Here is a 21,012-nt window from a genome sequence, read left to right as displayed (position 1 = left end):
CCGGAACGTACCCCGGTGAGCCCTCCCATAGACACGGCGGCGGGCCCGCGACCTGGGCCATGATGGCGTCCGTGGCAGGTACATCGACGACGATCCCGAAGCTGCCCGCGCTGGTGCCCGAGCCGGTGGAGCTGCCGGCGGAGCTGGCCGGGCTGCGGGCCGAGGTCCGGTCCTTCCTGGACGACGAGCGCGCCGCGGACCGCTGGACCCCGCGCGCCGACGTCTGGCTGTCGGGCTGGGACGAGGGCTTCTCCCGCCGCCTGGGCGAGCGCGGCTGGCTGGGCATGACCATCCCGACCGCCTACGGCGGTCACGGCCGCACCGCGCTGGAGCGCTACGTCGTCACCGAGGAGCTGCTCGCCGCCGGCGCGCCGGTCGCGGCGCACTGGATCGCGGACCGGCAGATCGGGCCGTCGCTGCTGCGTCACGGCACCGAGGAGCAGCGCCGGGCGTTCCTGCCCGGCATCGCCCGCGGGGAGGTGTTCTTCGGCATCGGGATGTCCGAGCCGGACTCCGGCTCCGACCTGGCGTCGGTGCGCACCCGCGCCACCCGCGTGGACGGCGGGTGGCAGCTGAACGGCACGAAGGTGTGGACGTCCGGGGCGCACCACGCGCACGCGTTCTTCGCCCTGGTCCGCACCGAGCCGCGCGACGAGGCCCACCGCCACGCGGGGCTGTCGCAGTTCCTCGTCGAGCTGGACTCGCCGGGCGTGGAGATCCGGCCGATCCCCCTGCTCACCGGTGCGCACCACTTCAACGAGGTCCGCTTCGAGAACGTGTTCATCCCGGACGCACGGGTGTTCGGCGAGATCGGCAACGGCTGGGCCCAGGTCACCGGGGAGCTCGCGTTCGAGCGCTCCGGGCCGGAGCGGTTCCTGTCCACCTACCCGCTGCTGTCGTCGCTGGTCGGGGAGCTGACGGCGGCGTCGGGCGGCGTCGACGCCGGCACCCGGCGCCGGATCGGGTCGCTGGTGTCGCGGCTGTGGACGCTGCGGGCCATGTCGCTGGCGGTCGCCGGGGCGCTGGAGTCCGGCGAGGCGCCCGAGCTGGCCGCGGCCCTGGTGAAGGACCTCGGCACCCGCTTCGAGAACGAGATCGTCGACGCGGCCCGGCTGCTCGTGGACGTCCCGCCCGATCCGGGCGCGGGGTCCGGGTTCGCCCGGCTGCTGGCTGACGCCGTGCTGCACGCCCCCGGGTTCACCCTGCGCGGCGGCACCAACGAGGTCCTGCGCGGCATCGTCGCGCGGGGGATGGGACTGCGCTGATGGCCCGCAACACCGAGCTCGCCGACCTGGCCGGGGCGATCTTCGCGGACTCCTACGAGCGCGACGCCACCGGTCTGGACGCCGCGGCCTGGAAGGCCTGCGCCGAGTCGGGGCTGACGACGCTGACCGCCCCGGAGACCGGCGGGACCCCGACCGACGCCGCGGTCGTGCTGGACGCGGCCGGGGCGTGGGCCGCACGGGTTCCGCTCGCCGAGACCGACCTGCTCGCCGGGTGGCTGGCCCGCGCCGCCGGGCTCGCCGTGCCGGACGGGCCGCTGGCCGCCGTCGTCACCGCCCGCACGGCCGGGACCCGGCCCGCCGGGACCGCCGGTGGCACCCTCGACGGGGCCGGCACCGTCTCGGGGACGCTCACCCGGGTGCCGTGGGGGCGCAGCCTCGCCGCGGTGGTCGTGCTCGACGCCGGCCGGGTGCTGGTGCTCGACACCACCGGGGCGACCGTCACCGAGCACACGAACCTGGCCGAGGAGCCGCGCGACGACCTGGCGTTCGCCGCCGCCACGCCGCTCGCCGCCGGGGACGCGCCCACCGGTGCCGCCGAGGAGCTCGCCCTGCGGGCCGCGCTGGCCCGCGCGGTGCTGCTCGCCGGGGCCGCCCGTGCCGCCCTGGCCCGCTCGGTCGGGTACGCGGGGGAGCGCAACCAGTTCGGGCGGGCCATCGGCCGCTTCCAGGCCGTGCAGCAGATGCTCGCCGAGGCCGGTGCCGAGGTGGCCGCCGCCGCGGCCGCGTCCGCCGCGGCGGCCGCCACCGCGGAGCGCGACGGCTTCGCCGCGCCGGGCACCGCGTTCGCCGTGGCCGCGGCGAAGGCCCGCTGCGGGGAGGCGGCGGGTGCCGTCGCACGGATCTCCCACCAGGTGCACGGCGCCATCGGGTTCACCCGGGAGCACGACCTGCGGCTGGTCACGACCCGGTTGTGGGCCTGGCGCGACGAGGACGGCGACGAGGCCTACTGGAACGACCGGGTCGGTGCGGCCGCACTGGGGGCGGGCGCCGACGGGCTGTGGCCGCTGGTGGTCGGGCGGCCCTGAGCGGTCAGGAGATCCCGAACTCGCGCAGCTTGCGGTAGAGGGTGTTGCGGCCGATCCCGAGCGCGCGGGCGGCCCGGGTCCGGTTCCCGCCGGCGCCGCGCAGCGCCTCCACGACGGCGTCCCGCTCCGCGGCCTCCATCAGCGCGAGCCCCCGGCGGGCGGCCCGCAGCCGGTCGGGCAGGTCGGTGGGTCCGATCGGGCCCCCGGCCGCGCGCCGGGCCGCCGCGCCGAGCACCGTGTGCAGCTCGGCGATGTCGCCCGGCCAGTGCCAGGCCAGGAGCCGGTCCAGCGCCGCCGCGGTCGGGCGCGACCCCGACGCGGGCCCCGGCAGACCGGCCAGCACCGCCTCGACCAGCGCCGGCAGGTGCTCGCGGCCCGCCGCGAGTGCCGGCAGCCGGACGACGGTGGCGACCTGGCCGAGCAGGTCGGACAGACGGCCGTCGACCGTGGTGGCCTCCGCGGTGAGGGCGATCGGCCCGCCCGTCGCGGCCAGGTCCCGCAGCTCCGCCGCGGACGGGCCCGGAGCCGCGTGCACCCGCCGCAGGACCAGGCCGCGTCCCGCCGCCGCGGCGGCGCGGGCCGTGGTGAACCAGTCCGGATCGCGGTGCGGCTCGACGACGACGACGTCGTCGAGGCCGAGGCGGGACAGCAGCAGCCGGGCGGTACGCAGCTTCCCGCTGCCACCGGGACCGGTCACCGCGACGGTCTCCCGGTGTGCCACGGCGTCCCGGAGGCGGCGGTCGGCCTCCGGATCGTGGTGCAGCCCCCGGTGACGGCGGGCGTCGTGGCGGGCCTCGGGCCGCGAGCGGACGTGCTGCCCGGTGGCGCCCCGGACCGCAGCCCGCGCCGGCTCGGTGACCGGGGGACTGCGGCGTCCGAGCCGGATGCTGAACGCGGTCCCGCCGGTGCCCTCGACCGGTGCGACGACCGCGTCGTGCAGGCCGTCGGGCAGCGGGACCCGCATCCGCCGTGCCCGGTCCGGGCGGTCCTCGCGCAGGAACGCCCACAGCAGGGGGTGCAGGTCGGGTCCGGCGTGGGCGAGCGCCGGGCGGTCTCCGAGCAGGGTGTCGGCGTCGACGACCAGCGCCCCGGCCGTCGTCCGCCCCAGCGCGAGGTAGGCCCGCACCAGGCGCCGGTGCCGCTCCACGGCCTCGTCGAGCAGCCGGCCCTCGATCTGACGGCCGATGTCGGCGGCCATTACCGCCATGAGCGGATGCACGTCCCCCACCGCACAGGCCAGTGAGAACGAGCCCACCGCGCGCCCGGTCCCGGGGTCCACGACCGGGGTGCCCGCGCAGGTCAGGTTCTCCAGCAGCGCGTTGTAGTGCTCCGGGCCCCGGACCAGGACCGGCCGCCGTTCGACGAGCACGGTGCCGATGCCGTTGGTGCCCACCGACCGCTCGGAGAAGTCCGACCCCTCCACCGCGCTCGCCCGGTCCATGATGGTCCGCTGCCGCCGGGGGCCGACGTGGCGCCGGACGATGCGCCCGGTCGCGTCGGACAGGACCATGGCCACCGGGACGTCGGCGAAGCTGTCCACCAGCCGGGCCAGGACCGGCTCGGCCGCCCGCCGCAGCAGGGTGTGGTCGTCCCCGGGGTCGGCGTGGCCGATGCGCTCCGGCGCGGTCGGTACGGCCTCGCCGATGCAGCGCCGCCAGCTCTGCTCGATCAGCGGCGGCACCCCCGCGTGGCCGGGCGGTACGGCGAGCAGCCCGCCGTCGACGAGCGTCTCGCGGCTGCGCCGGATGTGCCGGCGCTGTCCGGCCGACAGCGCCGGCACCGCCGTGTCGTCGTCCCGACGCGTCATCGCCCCGATCCGTCCCGCCCGATCCGTTCCCACCGCCGACACACCCACTGTGCCCCGGGTCACACGATTCTGGCCAGCGCTCGCGGTCCGGGGGCGTTCCAGAACGGAACACCCGCGCGGGCGGCGGGGTGCCGACCATCGACGACCACACCACCGCCGGTGCGGCGCCCCCGTCGTCCCGGCCGACCGGAGGAGAACTGCGATGACGACGGCGCCACCGACCCGCCCGCCGGGCACGTCCACCGAGTCCGACGCGCTGCGTGCCCTCTACGCGGACTGGTCCGGGATCATCGCGGACACCCCCGACCTCACCACCCGGCTGTTCCGCAGCATCTTCGACGAGTGGCACCGGGCCACCCGCGAGCCCGAGGACGTCACCTACCGCGAGGACACCCTCGGTGGGGTCCCCGGGACCTGGACCCTCCCGATCGGTGCGGACCCGGCCCGGGTCCTGCTCTACACCCACGGCGGCGGGTTCGCGGTCGGCTCCGCGGCCAGCCACCGCAAGCTCGCCGGGCACGTCGCGAAGGCACTGGGGGCGACCGCGTTCGTCGCCGACTACCGGCGCGCCCCCGAGCACCCGCACCCGGCGCAGGTGCAGGACACCGTGGCGGTCTTCGAGGCGCTGAGGGCGCGGGGGACCGCCCCGGCACGATCGGGGACTCCGCGGGCGGCAACCTCGCCGTCGCCGCGGTGCTGGCCCTGCGTGACGCGGGGCGGCCGCTGCCGGGGCGGGTCGTGGCGTTCTCGCCGTGGCTGGACATGGAGAACACCGGATCCACGCTGTCCGCCAACGCCGCCACCGACGCCCTGGTCACCGTGCCGCTGCTGGAGGGCATGATCGCCGGCGTCCTGGGGAGGGCCGGGTCGACCCGCGGACCCCGCTGGCGAACCCGCTGCACGCCGACCTCACCGGGTTCCCGCCGCTCTACGTGAACGCCGGCGGCGCCGAGGCGCTGCTCGACGACGCGGTGCGGCTGGCCGACCGGGCCCGCGCCGCCGTCGTCGACGTGACGCTCTCGGTCGTCGAGGGCATGCAGCACGTCTTCCCGTTCCTGGCCGGGACCGCGCCCGAGGCCGACGACGAGCTCGCCGCCCTCGCCGCCTGGTACCACCGCTGACCCGTCGCACCACCCGGAGACCGTCATGGACACACCCACCACCCCGGACGTCGACGCCGTCGTCGTCGGCGCCGGCTTCGGCGGCATCTACATGCTGCACACCCTGCGCGACCGGCTCGGCCTGAGCGTCCGCGCGTTCGAGAAGGGCGGCGGCGTCGGGGGCACCTGGTACTTCAACCGTTACCCGGGCGCGAAGTCCGACACCGAGGGTTTCGTCTACCGCTACTCCTTCGATCCCGACCTGCTGCAGGAGTGGGACTGGACCAGCCGCTACCTGGACCAGCCCGACGTCCTGGCCTACCTCGAGCACGTCGTCGACCGGTTCGACCTGCGGCGCGACATCACCCTGGACACCGAGGTGACTGGCGCCGCCTACGAGGAGGACACCGGGCTGTGGCGGGTGTCGACCTCCACCGGCGGGACGCTGCGCTGCCGCTACCTGGTCAACGCCCTGGGCCTGCTCGCACGCAGCAACGTCCCGGACATCCCGGGTCTGGACACCTTCGCCGGGCGCACCGTCCACACGAACGCCTGGCCCGACGACCTCGACCTCACCGGCCGCCGGGTCGGGGTGATCGGCACCGGCTCGACCGGGGCACAGTTCATCGTTGCCGCGGCCCCGGTGGCCGGGCACCTGACCGTGTTCCAGCGCAGCCCGCAGTACAACGTGCCGTCGGGGAACCGGCCGGTCACCCGGGACGAGGTGGACCGGACCAAGGAGCGCTTCGGGGAGATCTGGGACCAGGTCCGCGGCTCGGTGGTCGCCTTCGGTTTCGAGGAGAGCGGGGTCGAGGCGATGAGCGTGCCGCCGGAGGAGCGGGAGCGGGTCTTCCAGGAGAACTGGGAGGCGGGCAACGGGTTCCGCTTCATGTTCGGCACCTTCTGCGACATCGCGACCGACCCGGAGGCGAACGCGGCGGCGGCGGCGTTCATCCGCCGCAAGATCGCCGAGACCGTCACCGACCCCGAGACCGCCCGCAGACTGACCCCGACCGACCTCTACGCCAAGCGCCCGATCTGCAACGAGGGCTACTACGAGACCTTCAACCGCGACGACGTGGAGCTGGTCCCGATCCGGGAGAACCCGATCGTCGGGATCGTCCCCGAGGGGGTGCGCACCGCCGACGGCGTGCTCCACGAGCTGGACGTGCTCGTCCTGGCGACCGGGTTCGACGCCGTCGACGGGAACTACCGCGCGATGGACCTGCGCGGCCGCGGCGGGCGGCACATCGACGAGCACTGGACCGGTGGGCCGTCGAGCTACCTCGGGGTGGCGAAGGCCGGCTTCCCGAACATGTTCATGGTCCTCGGGCCGAACGGGCCCTTCACCAACCTGCCGCCGAGCATCGAGGCCCAGGTGGAGTGGATCGGCGGGCTCATCGGTCACGCCGAGCGCACCGGCGTCCGCGCCGTCGAGGCGACCTCCGAGGCGGAGGCCGGCTGGAGCCGGGTGTGCCGGGAGATCGCCGACGCGACGCTGTTCCCGAAGGCCGACTCGTGGATCTTCGGGGCGAACATCCCCGGCAAGCCGAACGCGGTGATGTTCTACATGGCCGGGCACAAGGCCTATCGCGAGGAGCTGCGCGCCGTCGCCGACGACGGCTACCGCGGGTTCCTCCTGGACCGGGCGGGGGAGGCCGCGACCGTCTGAGCGCCGGTCCCCGGCGGTGCCGTGGCCCGCCGGGGACCGTTCAGCCCTGCGCCAGCTTGCGGAAGTCCCAGCTGGTGATCTTCTCCGGGCGCAGCCGCAGCCATGCGTGCCGCCCGTCGATCACCACGTGCCCGCCGGTGTAGCGGTCGGCGAACGCCTGCTCGACGCGCTCCAGCTCCGGGTTCGGCTCCCCGGTCCGCGGCACCTCGCCGACCACCTCGACCGACCCGCGCAGCTCCACCCCGCGCAGCTCGGTGTAGTCGTCCCCGGCGTCGACGACGGCGGCGATCCGCGGGTCGCGCTCCAGGTCGGTCCAGCGCTGCGAGCGCGACAGTGACGTCAGCCAGAGCGCGTCGCCGTCCCAGAGGTACCAGAGCGGGGTGGCGTGCGGGCCGTTCGCCCCGTTGGTGGCGACCCGGCAGGTGCGCTCGGCGTCGAGGAAGGCGGTGACCTCCTCGGCGGTCATGGCGATCTTCCGGGCGCGGCGCTGCGGCTTCGGTGCGGTCATGGGACGAACCTAGTGTCGCGTAAACGATGTTCTTTGACCGGGTCGGCAGTGGTTGAGTAGGTGGTCTGCGGGTTTGGTCCAGATGAACGGGTGGCAGCGTTCGTTCCAGCCGTCGATGAACCGGCCGATCGCGCCGATCAGTTCTCTGACGCTGCCGAAGCTGCCACGGCGAATGGCCTGGCGGGTGATGACCCCGAAAAAGACCTCGACCATGTTCAGCCACGATCCCGAGGTCGGGGTGAAGTGCAGGGTGATCCGCGGGTTGCGGGCCAGCCAGGCCTTCACTGCGGGGTGCTTGTGGGTCGCGTAGTTGTCCACCACCAGGTGCAGCTTGCGCCGCGGGTAGGCCTTCGCGACCTGCTTGAGGAACCGCAGGAACTCCTGATGGCGATGCCGCGGCAGGCACGCCTGCTCGACCCGCCCGGTCGCGACCTCTAACGCCGCGAACAGCGTGGTGGTGCCGTGACGGACGTAGTCATGCGTCCGTTTCTCCGGGATACCGGGCATGATCGGCAGGATCGGCGCTGTCCGGTCCAGGGCCTGGACCTGGGATTTCTCGTCGACGCAGAGCACGACGGCCTTGTCCGGCGGGTTCAGATACAACCCGACGATGTCGCGGACCTTGGCTTCGAGCTCGGGATCGGTGGAGAACTTGAACGTCTCGGACTTCCACGGCTGCAGCCCCCACCGCCGCCAAATCTTGCCGATCCACACGTGGGAGATCCCGAGCTCGGCACCGAGCAGCCGTGACGACCAGTGCGTGACTCCGAGCCGCTCAGGCGGCGGTTCCAGCGTGGCGAGCACGACCGCGACCTCGTCGATCACCGGCGGCCGGCCCGCCTTGGGCCGGTCGGCCAGCCCGGCGATCCCCTCAGCGGCGTAACGCTTCTTCCACCCGATCACCGTCGCCTTCGACGCCCCGACCAGTGTGACGATGTCCTTGACCGCCACCCCGTCCGCGGCCAGCAACACGATCCTGCCCCGTCGGGCCAGTCCCGCCGAAACCGACGAGGAACGCAGCCAGGACTCCAGCACCTCGCGGTCGGCGGCCGGAACGTCCACGGTCACAGTCAACGGCACAGCTCATGATCCCGTAAACCAGGGGGCGCCGTAGTATCCGGAATTTTTCGGGCGGATATGGAGGATGCAGGGCTGTGACCTCGTGGTTCGTGGGGATAGGTCAGATAAGAGGTCGCGCGGATTGGTTGGTGATCATGGACGTCGTGCAGGTCGGGCGTTCCAGCGGTGTGTGGTCCAGGCCTGCCGAATCAAGCTACGGAGTGTGACGATCGTGTCGGCGAGGTCGAAGAACGCGTCGACGACGATTTCTCGTCGTTCGTAGCAGCGCTGCAGCCGGTTGAAGCTGTTGTGCCAAGCGTTGGTCCGCTCGACGTGCCAGCGGCGGGTGGCCTGGATCGGCGCTTTCTCACCCTTGTGCGCGATCTCGCCGTGCAGGCCTCGTTCGGCCAGCGTGTCGCGGGTCTTGCCGGAGTCATAGCCGGCGTCGAGGTGCACGGTGATGTCGTCGGGCAGCGGGCCGAGAGCATCGAGGCGGTCGAGGGTGGGGCCCAGTAGCGGGGAGTCGTGCCGGTTGGCTCCGGCCAGGACTCGGCCCAGCGGGATGCCGTATCCCTCGACGAGCACCGAACGTTTCATACCCTGTTTGCGCCGGTCCACCGGCGACGGACCGGCGACCTCGCCGCCGCCGGGGGCCTTGGTGATGGCGCCATCGACGGCGATGTCGTGCAGCAGCAGACCGACGATGCGGTCGTAGGCGTCCAGGACGATCCGACGCAGCTGGGCGAAGACCCCGAGCCTGATCCACTCGTCACGACGATCGCGGATGGTGGTCGCCGAGCAGGTGCTGTCAGCGATGCCCTCATACGAGCAGCCGAACCGCAGTACCTGCAGGAGCTTGTCGAACACGATCCGATCCGCGATCCGGCGGCGATGGCAGCCCAGCGGATGGGTGGGATCGAACTCGTCTCGATGAGGCAGCAGCGCGGTGAACTGGTCCCACAACGGCTCGGTCAGCCATGATGGCAGGGTGGGCACGCGGCCTCCAGACGATCACGAAGCGTAGATAACTTCATGATCGGCAGGCCCGTACCCGCCCTCGCCCCCAGACACTCGACCGCGGCCAAGCTGTGACCAATCCGCGCGACCTCTAAGCCGCGATTATCGCGTGTCTCAATCTATCGAGGCGGAAGCGACCATGGACTCGTCTCGACAGCAGTGGCCACGGAGTGCGCTGCCAGAGACGACAGTGGGTCTGAGCAGCGACGATGGGTGCTGTGGTGGCTGGCCAGTGAGTGAAACTTGCCCGATGACGGGGGCGTCGCGTCGTGAGGACGGCGAACCTGATCAGAACAGGGTGTCGCGGACACGTAGTGGTCGGTAGCCGGTCGGGCTGAGTTGGGCGAGTTCGCCGTCGATGTCGACCTCGATGGCGCCGAAGAAGTTGATGTTCTCCGAGTGGGCCGGGGAGATGTGGGCCAGGACCTCGTCGTCGATGCGGCGACCGGCGGCGCGCATCTGCTCGACGGCCAGGCCGTAGTACTCGGTCGTCCAGGTGACCACGGCGTTGGTGACGAGGGTGAGGCACCACGCCTGCTCGGTCTGTCCCTCCAGGTGTCGGGCGCGGATCATGCCCTCGTGGGCGTAGAGCAGGTCCCGCTTGAGCGCGTGCAGCGACTCGCCCTTGTTCAGCTGCCGGGAGATCTTGCGCCGGTAGGCCGGATCGGACAGGTACCGGGCGGTGTAGACGGTTCTGCGCAGCGCGCCGTACTCCTTGAGCGCCGCGGCGAGCGCGTTCTGCCGCCCGGACGCCGAGAGTTTCCCGACCAGTAGCGATGCGGTGGCGTGCCCGAACTTCAGCGACCCGGCCAGGCGCAGCAGGTCGTCCCAGTGCTCGGCGATCAGGTCGGTGTTGAGCTTGCGAGCCAACAGCGGCCCCGTCAGGGGGAACGCCGTCTCGGCCGCCGCCTTCGCACCCGTCCGGTAGAGAGTGATCTTGCCCAGGTCCCGGATCCGCGGTGAGAGCTGCAACCCGAGCAGGTCGAACAGCCCGAAGTTGACCAGGGTGACGCCGTGCGTGTCGGTGGCGTGCTCGGTGATCGGGATGTCGGTCGCGTTGCCGAGGATCTCGTCCAGGACGTAGTGCGCCTCGCGTTTCGTGGCGACGATGATCTTCGTGCCGTAGGTGGTATGCTGATCGGTCACGTGCGTGTAGGTCGACAGGCCCTCGTGCGCAAAATACCTGCTCAGAGCCCTGGCGGTGACCGACTTACCTCGCGTCGGGAACCGCTGACCGTCCGAAGAGGACAGCGTGCCGGTGCCGAACACCGGGGTCAGCGGCAGGCGCTGGTGGTAGCCGATCAGCGCCAGGTTCGCCGCCCGCAGCGTTTCCTCCCGTACGTACCACTCGGCGGTCCAGGCCAGGATGTCGTAGGAGATCCCGCACGCGTCCGCCATCCGTGTGAGCCCGAGGTTGGTGGACTGGGCGAGCAACACCGCGATCAGGTTCCGCTTCAGCTCGCGCGTGCGGGCCTGCTTGCCGCCGGCGTGGGTGAAGCAGTCCAGGAACCCGGTGCGCTTGTCCATCTCGATCAGCAGCGACACGATCGGCGCGAACGGCAGCATCTCGGTCAGCTCCGCCTTCAACGCTCTCGCCTCGGCCGGGATGTCCTCCGCGGTCAGCGGGGAGATCACCAGATCGCCGTCGTCGTCCAGGCGGACCGGGCCGTCGCCGTGGGCGAGCGTCGTTTCCAGCTTGCCCAGCGCGGTGTGCAGCTCGTCTTCGGCCTCGGCCAGGCCGGTGGCGGCGTCGGAGGGTTTGCCGACCAGTCGGCAGAACTCCGCCCGCTGATCCGCCCACTTGTCCTCGGTGAGCAGGTAGGCGGCCGGGTCGGAGTAACGGCGGCTGCCCGGCACGAACACGTCCCCGGTGCGCAGCCCGTCCCGCAGGGCCAGCAGCACGCACAGCTCCCAGTAATGCCGATACGCCGTCGCGCTGCGGTTCGCCGCGGCGGTGTCCAGGTAGCCGCGGAAGCGGGCCGGGACGAACCCGCTCGGCGCGTCGTCGGGGACCTTGCGGGCGCCGGTGGCGTTGAGCTCCCGCAGGATCGCCACCGCCTCCAGCAGCTCGGCCGCGGCGGTGCCGCCGGCGAAGGTCACGGCGTCGAGGACGTTCGGGGTGAACTGGCGCAGGTACCCGTACGAGCCGTCCAGCGCGGCGAGGTGCCCGTGATCGCGCGGCAGCGGCGGCAACGCGCTCGACTGCGCCGAACGCAGCCGGTCCCAGCCGACCCGCTCGCCCCGGATCAGACCGCCGACATCGCCGTCCGGCACCGCCGGGTCGGCCACGATGGCCAAGATCGCGTCCAGAAGCTCCTGGCGGTCCTCCCCGGACTTGGCGCGTTCGGCCAGATAGTCCCGCATCCTGTGCGCGGCCTTGCTCTCCCGCGCCGAGAGCGCCTGGTCGAACAGCGCCACCACCTCGTCGAGCACCTCGGTCGCCGACTGGGCCAGCAACGTCAGCAAGATCGGGTACCGGCGTTCCGGCTCCCGCCGTTCCAGCGCTTGGGCGGTGAGGCGGCGACCGACCGTGGCCAGGAACCGGCGGCGTTCGGCCGGCAGCACCGACAGGTCCAACGCGTGGGCGTCCATTCCGCGCAGGAACTCCAGCTTCGCGATCTCGGCCTTCACCGCCGCGGGCGAGGCCTCCACCGGCCCCTTCCCCAGCCACCGCAGCCGGGTCATCCCGATCTCCGAATCCACCACCAGCAGCCCGTCCAGCCCGACGCGGCGGGCGTCGGTGAACTCGTGCGCCAACCGGTCGAACGTCTCCTGCCGGGCCACCTCGCGGGCGTGGGCGACCCGCTTGACCACCGTCACCGGTCCCGGCCGGATCACCCGCGCCGAGATCAGGAACTCGCACGCCAGCCGGAACAGCAGCGTCGGCGAATCATGCTCCATCGCCCGCGCCAGCAGGAACTCGTCGAGCTCCTTGATCTCCAGCGTCGTCGGCGGCCGCCACCCCAGATACTGCGCCGCCAGCCGAAGATGCTCGGTGCGGGTCTTCGCCCGGCGCCCATACGAACCGATCACGGCCGGATCCACGCGCAACTGCTCAGCCAGGCGCACCACCGCCGCCTGCGGCGCCGACGCCACCTCATCCGGCACGAACCCCAACCACGACAACGAGCACACCGCGACCGCCAGACCCAGCCGATCCGCCGCGCCCCGGCCCCGACCGGGATCAACAAACGCAACGTCCGCCGGGGCCAGCGTGAAGAACCGGAACAACTCCTCCCGGCCGATCTCCGGGAACCGCCGCAGCCTCTCCAGCTCGACGTCTGTGAACACCGGAGCGACCACCCGACAACCTCCCGACCAGAACCCCAGAAACCCCCTGGTCAGGAGCCTACCCAGCCATATCCGCCCGATTATTCCCGGATACTACGGCGACCCCAACCAGCCCGTGAGTAAAGTAACCTAGTTACCGCAACACTAGATCAGGGCGGTGCCTCCCGGAGCGGTCCGGCCGGGCCGGGTCGGGCCCCTCCGGGTCGTGCCCCGGCGGCGGCGCGGCGAGCGGCCCGGGGGACGATCCGGCCGTGCCCGACGTCCTGAGCCCCGGCCTGGAGCAGCTGCTGGCCACCGACCGCCCGACCCCCTACCTGGCGCTGGACCCGGCCGTCGTCCGGGAGCGGTACCGCACCCTGGCCCGGGCGTTCGGCGACGCCCGGATCCTGTACGCGGTCAAGGCCTGCCCCGAGCCCGCGGTGCTGGAGACGCTCGTCGCCGCCGGGGCGGGCTTCGACGTCGCCTCCCAGACCGAGATCGACCTGTGCCTGGCCGCCGTCGCGGACCCGTCGGTGCTGCAGCACGGGGACCCGGTGCGCGGGCCCGGCGCCGCCGCCCGCGCCGCCCGCGACGGGGTCACCCGGTTCGTCACCGACAGCGCCGAGGACGTCGACGCCCTGGCCGCGGAGGTCCCCGGCGCCCGGGTGCAGGTCCGGCTCTCGGTCGACGACACCGGCTCGGCGACGCCGTTCCACGGCAAGTTCGGTGCGGCGCCCGACGAGGCGGTCGCGCTGCTCGGCCGGTGCCGGCGCCGCGGCCTGGACCCGGCCGGGATCACCTTCCACGCCGGGTCCCAGCAGACCCGCCCCGGCACCTACGCCGCCGCCGTGGCCCGCGCGCTGGGGACCGCCGGCCGGGCCGGGCTGCGCCACCCCGAGCTCGACCTGGGCGGCGGGTGGCCGGTCGCGTACCGCTCACCGGTCGCCGGACCGGCCGACTACGCTGCGGCGGTGCACGGCGCGGTGGCCGACGCCGTCGCCGCCGGGCACGTCGACGGCGCGGACCTGCTGCTGGAGCCGGGCCGCGCCCTGGCCGGGCCGGCGGGCGTCCTGCGGGCGCCGGTGCTGCGCGTGTCGCGGCGGCCCGGGATCGACCATCGGCGCTGGGTGTACCTCGACGTCGGCCGCTACCAGGGGCTGGCCGAGACCGAGGGGGAGGCGATCGGCTACCCGCTGCGGGTCCCGGGCCGCTCCGGTCGGGCCGGACCGTGCGTGCTCGCCGGCCCCACCTGCGACGGCGACGACGTGATCTACCGGCGGACCCCGGTCGCGCTGCCGTCGGACCTGGCCGCGGGCGACGTGGTCGACCTGCTGCACACCGGCGCCTACACCTCCAGCTACGCCTCGGTCGGGTTCAACGGGTTCGGACCGCTGGAGGTGGTCGTCGCGGGGGAGGGGGCGTCGATCCCACATCCCGGTTAACGTGTCCGGACGTGTCATCCTCCACCTCGCCGATCACGTCCGTGCCCGCCACCGCGGCCGGAGACCTGCATCCGGGCGCCGGGCTCGGCCCGGGCACCCCCGCCCTGCCCAGTACCTCCTCGCCGGTCGGCAGGCACGTCCTGGCCGAGCTCGGCGGTATCGCCCCCGAGGTCCTCGACGACTGCGAACGCCTGCGCGCCGACCTCACCACCGCGCTGACCGAGGCCGGGGCCCAGGTCCGCCAGGTGGTGACCGAACGGTTCGAGCCGCAGGGGGCGACGGTCGTCGCCGTGCTCGCCGAGTCGCACGCCTCGATCCACACCTGGCCCGAGCACGGGGGCATGCACGTCGACGTGTTCACCTGCGGCGAGAGCGCCGACCCGGTCGACGCGGTGCGCCGCCTCGCCGAGCGCGTCGGCGCGGCCGACACCGCGCTGCAGGTCGTGGACCGCGGGGGCGCCCCGCGCACGGTCACCGAGCCGGTCTCGCCCGGCCTGACCCGGCGCTGGGACCTCGGCCGGGTCCACCACGTCGCGCACACCGGGTTCCAGCACGTGGTCGTGGCCGACACCGCCCACGGTGTCTCGCTGTTCTGCGACGACGAACGCCAGTCCACCGAGCAGACCCAGCTTAGAGGTCGCGCGGATTGGTCACAGCTTGGCCGCGGTCGAGTGTCTGGGGGCGAGGGCGGGTACGGGCCTGCCGATCATGAAGTTATCTACGCTTCGTGATCGTCTGGAGGCCGCGTGCCCACCCTGCCATCATGGCTGACCGAGCCGTTGTGGGACCAGTTCACCGCGCTGCTGCCTCATCGAGACGAGTTCGATCCCACCCATCCGCTGGGCTGCCATCGCCGCCGGATCGCGGATCGGATCGTGTTCGACAAGCTCCTGCAGGTACTGCGGTTCGGCTGCTCGTATGAGGGCATCGCTGACAGCACCTGCTCGGCGACCACCATCCGCGATCGTCGTGACGAGTGGATCAGGCTCGGGGTCTTCGCCCAGCTGCGTCGGATCGTCCTGGACGCCTACGACCGCATCGTCGGTCTGCTGCTGCACGACATCGCCGTCGATGGCGCCATCACCAAGGCCCCCGGCGGCGGCGAGGTCGCCGGTCCGTCGCCGGTGGACCGGCGCAAACAGGGTATGAAACGTTCGGTGCTCGTCGAGGGATACGGCATCCCGCTGGGCCGAGTCCTGGCCGGAGCCAACCGGCACGACTCCCCGCTACTGGGCCCCACCCTCGACCGCCTCGATGCTCTCGGCCCGCTGCCCGACGACATCACCGTGCACCTCGACGCCGGCTATGACTCCGGCAAGACCCGCGACACGCTGGCCGAACGAGGCCTGCACGGCGAGATCGCGCACAAGGGTGAGAAAGCGCCGATCCAGGCCACCCGCCGCTGGCACGTCGAGCGGACCAACGCTTGGCACAACAGCTTCAACCGGCTGCAGCGCTGCTACGAACGACGAGAAATCGTCGTCGACGCGTTCTTCGACCTCGCCGACACGATCGTCACACTCCGTAGCTTGATTCGGCAGGCCTGGACCACACACCGCTGGAACGCCCGACCTGCACGACGTCCATGATCACCAACCAATCCGCGCGACCTCTTAGCTTGATCTTTAACCTTCCGGAGCTGCTGCTGGGAGGTTGATGTAGTTCGGGCGGCGTGTCGGCGGGACATGGGTACGGCCACCGCTTGATCATCTTCGGGTTCCTTCCACAGAACATCGAAGACGAAAGCGGTGGCCGTGGTGGTCAGTGTGGCTTCTGCCGGGCCAGTGGTGCTCGGTGACACTCCGGTCGGGCGGGGTGATCTTGCCGGGTTTCGGCAGGAGTTCTACGCGTCGTTGACTGCGCGAGCGGATGCGCTGTTCGAGCTCACCGACGCCGTGTTGTGCGCGGACGGCCCGGTTCGCTCGCTACCGGAGCTGACCTTGGTGGCTGAGCACCGTCGCGGGCACGGCGCGATGTACGACGCGTTGGCCTGTGGCAGGATCTCCGCCCGGAGGCTGCGCCGGGTGCTGGCCGGTCTCCCGTTGCCCCGTGCCGTCGACGGTCGGATCGTGCTCGCCGTGGATGTCAGCCCGTGGCTGCGCCCGGACGCTACGACCAGCGATCAGCGGCTGTTCTGCCATGTCTACGGACGCGGAAAGGGCAACGCGCAGCTGATCCCGGGCTGGCCATACTCGTTCGTCGCCGCCCTGGAGACGGGCCGGACGTCGTGGACGGCGGTCCTGGACGCGGTTCGACTCGGCCCGGCCGACGACGCCACCGCGGTGACCGCCACCCAGCTACGCGCGGTCATCGAGCGACTGACCAGCGCCGGGCACTGGCGCCCCGGGGACCCGGACATCGTGATCGTCACCGACACCGGATACGACATCACCCGCCTCGCCTACGTACTGGCCGATCTGCCCGTCGAGCTGGTCGGACGACTGCGCTCGGACCGGGTCCTGCGCCTGCCCAAGCCGCCACGGCTGCCCGGCACGACCGGGCGCCCACCCAAGCACGGCCCGGAGATCGCCTTGAACCGGCCCGCCACCTGGATCGAACCGGTGCACACCACGACGACCAAGACCACCCGCTACGGCACTGCCGTCGCGACCAGCTGGGACCGGGTCCACCCCCGGCTGACCCGGCGCACGTGCTGGATCGACCACGCCGGCGAACTGCCGATCATCGAGGGCACCCTGCTCCGGCTGCAGGTCGACCACCTACCCGGCGACCGCGACCCGAAGCCCGTGTGGCTATGGAGCTCCGCCACCGACGCGAGCGCCGCCGACGTGGACCGCTGGTGGCAGGCGTTCCTCCGCAGATTCGATCTCGAGCACACATTCCGCCTGCTCAAGCAGACCCTCGGCTGGACAACCCCGAAGCTGCGCACCCCCGAAGCCGCCGACCGCTGGACCTGGCTGATCATCGCCTCCCACACCCAACTCCGCCTGGCCCGACCACTGGCCGCCGACCTACGCCGCCCCTGGGAACGACCCGCCGCCCCCACCCGGCTCACCCCGGCCCGGGTTCGCCGCGCCTTTCGGAACATCCGCGCGCGGACCGTCCTCCCGGCCAGTGCACCGAAACCCAGCCGACCCGGTCCCGGCCGCCCACCCGGCTCCCGCAACCGGCACACCCCGACCAGCCACGACGTCGGGAAAACGGTCAAACGCGACCGCACCATCACCGCGCGACGACAACACACAGGTTAAAAACCAAGCTTAGAGGTCGTTTCAGAACGACTTGTCGAGTTTCCATTGACCCCTCGACGACAGATCAAACGGCAGGTCAGATAGCCGCTTGTCGTCTACAACAGACACGTCGACCTCGTTCTGAAATGACCTCTTAGAGGTCGTTTCAGAAGTCGGCGTGTCGGTCCTGTGTGGATCGGCGCTGGTAGCTGATCATGTCCGGTCGTGGCGCGGCGATCTTGTGTCGAGCGATTGGTGAGCGACGAGCTGTGGGCGCTGGTGGAGCCGCTGCTGCCCAAGCCGCGCAAGCACAAGCGGGGACGGACAGGCCGTCCGCGGGTGCCGGATCGGGCCGCTCTGGCCGGGATCGTGTTCGTGCTCAAGACCGGGATCAGCTGGAACGCGCTGCCCGCCGAGCTCGGCTGTGGGTCCGGAGTGACCTGCTGGCGGCGGCTACGGCAGTGGCAGCAGGCCGGGGTCTGGGCCCAGCTGCACCGGGTGATGCTCGACCGCCTCGCCCAGCAGGGCCTGCTGGACTGGTCGCGGGCGGCGGTGGACAGCGTGAGCGTGCGGGCCAAGCGCCGCGGCGAGGCCACCGGGCCCTCGCCGACCGATCGCGGGAAGGCGGGCAGCAAGTACCACGTGCTCTGCGACCGAGGCGGGCTCCCGCTGCATGCGCTGGTCACCGGGGCGAACACCCACGACAGTCGGATGCTCGCCCCGCTGCTGGACACCAACCCCGGCGTCCGCGAACGGGCGGGACAGCCGGGGCGTCCGCGACGTCGGCCGGACAAGGTGCACGCCGACAAGGGCTACGACTATCCCCGCTGCCGCCGCTACCTGAGTGGGCGTGGGATCGGGGTGCGGATCGCCCGGCGCGGGATCGAGGACTCCACCCGGCTCGGGCGGGTCCGCTGGGTCGTCGAGCGCACCATGTCCTGGCTGCTGGACTTCCGCCGCCTCGCGCTGCGCTACGACCGCGCCGAATCCACGATCACCGCGCTGTTATCGCTGGCCTGCGCCCTGATCTGCCACCGCCGCCTCACCAAGCCGAAGCCGAAGTGATGGTCGACCCAGCCCTCGCTGAGGCACTCGCCTACGAGGTCGGGGCCAGCGGCCGCCAGGCCAGCCACTCCAAGGCCCGGTCGGCCTCGTCAGGGTCGAAGCGGTGCGGGTCGAACGGCCCGCCCGCCCACTCCAGGCGCTCGGCGCGGTCGGGATGGTCAGGGTCGGCGAGCACGGCCTGGAAGTCCTCATACCCCCCGATCCCGCCGACGTCCTCGGGCGGGCACGCCCCCTGCCCGGCGACGCATCGCGGATAGCACACTCCCGGCTCGACGGCCGCGACCGCCTCGACGGTGATCTCGTGGGCCCAGTTGTCACCGAAGTCGTAGACGTAACCGAACCGGTCACCAGCCTTGACCAGCCGAAACAGCTTCTCTTTCGTCTCGTCGGCGACATCCTGTCCGGGCCAGTCCGGGTCTGGGATCCCGTAGCGGCGCCCGACGATCTCGAACTCGTGCAAATGAGAGTTCGTCCAGCCCATCACTGACTGCACCACCTCGTGTAACACCGCCAAGTCGACCTCGCCCGGCACCTGCACCCGACGCCGGACCGCCGGCACCACCTCGGTCAGGACGATCTCCAACTCGAAAATCTTCGTCTTCTCAGACACACGAGGCGCGACCATCAGCCGATGCTGCCAGCCCCGCCGTCACCGGCAGAACCGGGCCCACCACTTCTGAAACGACGTCTTACCTACCACGAGGCGCTGGTGTGGCCGGGTGCGCTGCTGGCCCGCGAGCTGGACCGGGTGCTGATCGTCGGCTCGTCGGAGGGGGTCGCGTCGGAGATGGCGGTCGCGGCCGGTGCGAGCCGGGTCGACCACGTCGACATCGACGCCGAGGCCGTCCGGATCTGTGCCGAGCACCTGCCCTACGGCTACACCCCCGAGACCCTGGCCGCGGCCGAGCGCGGCGAGGGCCCGGTGCACCTGACCTACGGCGCCGGGCGGCAGTTCGTCCTGGACGCGCGTGAGCACTGGGACCTGGTGATCGTCGACCTGCCCGACGAGCGCCCCGACGAGCCCGACGCCCAGATCAACCGGCTCTACGAGGAGGACTTCGTCCGGGCCTGTGCGCAGCGGCTCACCCCCGGCGGGGTGCTGGTGTTCCAGGCGGGCAGCCCGGCGGTGTGGCGGGACGCGACGCTGCGGTCGGCCTGGCAGCGCTTCGCCGCGGTGTTCGGCCCGACCGGCGGGCACGGGGTCTACATCGGCTGCGAGGAGCACGAGTGGGCCTTCCTCGCCGGCGTCCGCGAGCCGATGGCCGACCCCGGCGCGGTCGCCGCCGGGCGGCTCGCGTCGATGCCGTCGCAGCCGCAGTGCTGGGACGCCACGGCGCTGCGGCACCGCCTGGTGGCGCCGCTGTCGCTGCGCAGGCTCACCGACTGAGCGAGCCCCGCCCACGGTGCGTGACGGGCCGGGCGCGTACCCGGCCCGTCACGTGCGTCGAACGGGGCGTAACCGCCCGTCGACGATGATCGTTGGTCGGCCAGGACCGGCGTACCCGCGCCGGCGCCGTCCGACCGGAGGTCCGAGAGCCCGTGCGCCGTCCCCGTCCGTCCCGGTGGCTCGCCGTGGCGACCATGACCCTGCTGAGCTCGGCGGGGATGAGCGCCCTCGCGACCGCGCAGGCGGAGGCACCGACCACGTTCGCCGAGACCACGCGGTCCGCACGCAACCTGGACACCGCCCCGGTCGGGCGCTTCGTCGCCCTGGGCGACTCCTACGCCGCGGGCCCGCTGGTCCCGGTGCAGCAGGGCACGCCGTCGGGGTGCCTGCGCTCGAACCAGAACTACCCGTCGGTCCTCGCCCGTTCCGCCGGCATCGGCCGGTTCACCGACGTGTCCTGCAGCGGCGCGACGACCGAGGACATGACGTCCCCGCAGGAGGTCCAGGCCGGCCCCAACCCGCCGCAGCTCGACACCCTCGACGGGTCGGAGTCGCTGGTCACCCTCACCATCGGCGGCAACGACATCGGGTTCTCCGGGATCATCACCGAGTGCGTGCGCCGTTCCTCGGCGAACCTGTTCGGGGCAGCCTGCAAGGACTTCTACACCGCGGGCGGCACCGACCAGCTCGCCGAGCGGATCGACGACACCGAGCCGAAGGTCTCCGACGTGCTCGCCGCGGTCCGTGAGCGGTCGCCGGCCGCCCGGGTCGCCGTCGTCGGGTACCCGTCGATCCTCCCGGACACCGGGCCCGGCTGCTACCCGGTCCTCCCGTTCAGCCCGGGCGACACCGCCTACCTGCGCGAGACCGAGAAGAAGCTCAACGCGATGCTGGCCGACGCGGCCCGCGACGCCGGGGTCGACTACGTCGACACCTACACCCCGACCATCGGCCACGACGCCTGCCAACTGCCCGGCGTCAAGTGGGTGGAGGGCCTGATCCCGACCTCGCCGGCGGCACCGGTGCACCCCAACGCCCAGGGCATGCGGGCGATGGCCGCGGCCGCGGGTGACGTGCTCGGCATCCGGGTCGCCCGCCCCACCTCGCAGCCGGTCCCGGGCGCGACCAACCCGGTGCCCGCCGAGTCGCTGCCGCCCCAGGCCCGCACCGCGGGTTGACGCCC

General features: G+C 72.4%; 18 protein-coding genes and 1 pseudogene. 13 read left to right on the top strand and 6 right to left on the bottom strand.

What is annotated here, in order from left to right; all coding sequences use genetic code 11:
- The first annotated feature begins 62 nt into the window (after positions 1–62).
- Both KPF47_RS09845 and KPF47_RS09840 read left to right on the top strand, forming a co-directional pair.
- The gene (locus KPF47_RS09845; protein WP_255659361.1) at positions 63–1,265 is read left to right on the top strand and encodes an acyl-CoA dehydrogenase family protein; all 1,203 of its coding nucleotides are present in this window, start codon (positions 63–65) and stop codon (positions 1,263–1,265) included.
- Complete coding sequence (locus tag KPF47_RS09840) at positions 1,265–2,311, top strand: acyl-CoA dehydrogenase family protein (protein ID WP_224388266.1); 1,047 nt, start codon at positions 1,265–1,267, stop codon at positions 2,309–2,311. The genes KPF47_RS09845 and KPF47_RS09840 overlap by 1 nt, the downstream gene beginning before the upstream one ends.
- A gap of 4 nt (positions 2,312–2,315) precedes the next feature.
- Here the strand turns inward: KPF47_RS09840 and KPF47_RS09835 are convergent, their stop codons facing one another.
- Positions 2,316–4,118 carry a sigma-54-dependent Fis family transcriptional regulator gene (locus KPF47_RS09835; protein ID WP_224388264.1) on the bottom strand — a complete coding sequence of 601 codons (1,803 nt, stop codon included), beginning with the start codon at positions 4,116–4,118 and terminating at the stop codon, positions 2,316–2,318.
- On the opposite strand from KPF47_RS09835, the pseudogene KPF47_RS40005 reads away from it, so the two are divergent.
- The 4 genes and pseudogenes from KPF47_RS40005 to KPF47_RS09825 all read left to right on the top strand — a co-directional run.
- A pseudogene (locus KPF47_RS40005) lies at positions 4,057–4,698 on the top strand (alpha/beta hydrolase); the annotation flags it as partial. The gene KPF47_RS09835 and the pseudogene KPF47_RS40005 sit on opposite strands and share 62 nt — an antisense overlap.
- A 113-nt stretch (positions 4,699–4,811) precedes the next feature.
- Positions 4,812–5,054, top strand: a complete 243-nt coding sequence (locus KPF47_RS38530) for a hypothetical protein (RefSeq protein WP_308015367.1) — start codon at positions 4,812–4,814, stop codon at positions 5,052–5,054.
- Positions 5,003–5,239 carry an alpha/beta hydrolase fold domain-containing protein gene (locus KPF47_RS38525; protein WP_308015373.1) on the top strand — a complete coding sequence of 79 codons (237 nt, stop codon included), beginning with the start codon at positions 5,003–5,005 and terminating at the stop codon, positions 5,237–5,239. Before KPF47_RS38530 ends, KPF47_RS38525 begins: the two co-directional genes overlap by 52 nt.
- A 25-nt stretch (positions 5,240–5,264) precedes the next feature.
- Positions 5,265–6,890 carry an NAD(P)/FAD-dependent oxidoreductase gene (locus KPF47_RS09825; protein WP_224388262.1) on the top strand — a complete coding sequence of 542 codons (1,626 nt, stop codon included), beginning with the start codon at positions 5,265–5,267 and terminating at the stop codon, positions 6,888–6,890.
- Positions 6,891–6,930: 40 nt separating this feature from the next.
- Here the strand turns inward: KPF47_RS09825 and KPF47_RS09820 are convergent, their stop codons facing one another.
- The 4 genes from KPF47_RS09820 to KPF47_RS09805 form a co-directional block, all read right to left on the bottom strand.
- The gene (locus KPF47_RS09820; RefSeq protein WP_224388260.1) at positions 6,931–7,398 is read right to left on the bottom strand and encodes a pyridoxamine 5'-phosphate oxidase family protein; all 468 of its coding nucleotides are present in this window, start codon (positions 7,396–7,398) and stop codon (positions 6,931–6,933) included.
- A gap of 9 nt (positions 7,399–7,407) precedes the next feature.
- Positions 7,408–8,472, bottom strand: coding sequence for an IS630 family transposase (locus KPF47_RS09815; RefSeq protein WP_255658826.1), 1,065 nt, complete (start codon positions 8,470–8,472; stop codon positions 7,408–7,410).
- Between the two features lie 138 nt (positions 8,473–8,610).
- Positions 8,611–9,453 carry an IS5 family transposase gene (locus KPF47_RS09810; protein ID WP_224386276.1) on the bottom strand — a complete coding sequence of 281 codons (843 nt, stop codon included), beginning with the start codon at positions 9,451–9,453 and terminating at the stop codon, positions 8,611–8,613.
- Between the two features lie 309 nt (positions 9,454–9,762).
- Positions 9,763–12,765, bottom strand: coding sequence for a Tn3 family transposase (locus tag KPF47_RS09805; RefSeq protein ID WP_224386186.1), 3,003 nt, complete (start codon positions 12,763–12,765; stop codon positions 9,763–9,765).
- Between the two features lie 251 nt (positions 12,766–13,016).
- Here KPF47_RS09805 and KPF47_RS09800 point away from each other — a divergent pair, with 251 nt between their 5' ends.
- From KPF47_RS09800 to KPF47_RS09780, 5 genes are all read left to right on the top strand, one after another.
- A complete protein-coding gene (locus KPF47_RS09800) occupies positions 13,017–14,186 on the top strand; it encodes a type III PLP-dependent enzyme (RefSeq protein WP_224388258.1) in 1,170 nt (389 codons plus the stop codon).
- Between the two features lie 41 nt (positions 14,187–14,227).
- Complete coding sequence (gene speD, locus KPF47_RS40000; protein WP_308015366.1) at positions 14,228–14,917, top strand: adenosylmethionine decarboxylase; 690 nt, start codon at positions 14,228–14,230, stop codon at positions 14,915–14,917.
- 15 nt (positions 14,918–14,932) lie between these two features.
- The gene (locus KPF47_RS09790) at positions 14,933–15,775 is read left to right on the top strand and encodes an IS5 family transposase (protein ID WP_224386276.1); all 843 of its coding nucleotides are present in this window, start codon (positions 14,933–14,935) and stop codon (positions 15,773–15,775) included.
- A gap of 198 nt (positions 15,776–15,973) precedes the next feature.
- The gene (locus tag KPF47_RS09785) at positions 15,974–17,398 is read left to right on the top strand and encodes an NF041680 family putative transposase (protein WP_224386384.1); all 1,425 of its coding nucleotides are present in this window, start codon (positions 15,974–15,976) and stop codon (positions 17,396–17,398) included.
- Positions 17,399–17,602: 204 nt separating this feature from the next.
- The gene (locus tag KPF47_RS09780) at positions 17,603–18,442 is read left to right on the top strand and encodes an IS5 family transposase (protein ID WP_224386569.1); all 840 of its coding nucleotides are present in this window, start codon (positions 17,603–17,605) and stop codon (positions 18,440–18,442) included.
- A gap of 31 nt (positions 18,443–18,473) precedes the next feature.
- Here the strand turns inward: KPF47_RS09780 and KPF47_RS09775 are convergent, their stop codons facing one another.
- Entirely contained in the window at positions 18,474–19,067 is a 594-nt protein-coding gene (locus KPF47_RS09775) for a plasmid pRiA4b ORF-3 family protein (protein WP_224386178.1), read from the bottom strand.
- A gap of 6 nt (positions 19,068–19,073) precedes the next feature.
- On the opposite strand from KPF47_RS09775, the gene KPF47_RS09770 reads away from it, so the two are divergent.
- Positions 19,074–19,829, top strand: coding sequence for a spermidine synthase (locus tag KPF47_RS09770; protein WP_224388256.1), 756 nt, complete (start codon positions 19,074–19,076; stop codon positions 19,827–19,829).
- Positions 19,830–19,981: 152 nt separating this feature from the next.
- A complete protein-coding gene (locus KPF47_RS09765; protein WP_224388254.1) occupies positions 19,982–21,007 on the top strand; it encodes an SGNH/GDSL hydrolase family protein in 1,026 nt (341 codons plus the stop codon).
- Positions 21,008–21,012: the final 5 nt, after the last annotated feature.

It is taken from the genome of Pseudonocardia sp. ICBG1293, from assembly GCF_020131355.1.
Lineage (GTDB): Bacteria > Actinomycetota > Actinomycetes > Mycobacteriales > Pseudonocardiaceae > Pseudonocardia.
This window is presented reverse-complemented; position numbering and strand designations above follow the sequence as displayed.

Excerpts from the sequence above, each read along its gene's own strand:
- KPF47_RS09775 (WP_224386178.1), bottom strand. The coding sequence starts at position 19,067 with ATGGTCGCGCCTCGTGTGTCTGAGAAGACGAAGATTTTCGAGTTGGAG.
- KPF47_RS09840 (WP_224388266.1), top strand. The coding sequence starts at position 1,265 with ATGGCCCGCAACACCGAGCTCGCCGACCTGGCCGGGGCGATCTTCGCG.
- KPF47_RS09845 (WP_255659361.1), top strand. The coding sequence starts at position 63 with ATGGCGTCCGTGGCAGGTACATCGACGACGATCCCGAAGCTGCCCGCG.
- KPF47_RS09835 (WP_224388264.1), bottom strand. The coding sequence starts at position 4,118 with ATGACGCGTCGGGACGACGACACGGCGGTGCCGGCGCTGTCGGCCGGA.
- KPF47_RS09820 (WP_224388260.1), bottom strand. The coding sequence starts at position 7,398 with ATGACCGCACCGAAGCCGCAGCGCCGCGCCCGGAAGATCGCCATGACC.
- KPF47_RS09770 (WP_224388256.1), top strand. The coding sequence starts at position 19,074 with ATGCTGCCAGCCCCGCCGTCACCGGCAGAACCGGGCCCACCACTTCTG.
- KPF47_RS09825 (WP_224388262.1), top strand. The coding sequence starts at position 5,265 with ATGGACACACCCACCACCCCGGACGTCGACGCCGTCGTCGTCGGCGCC.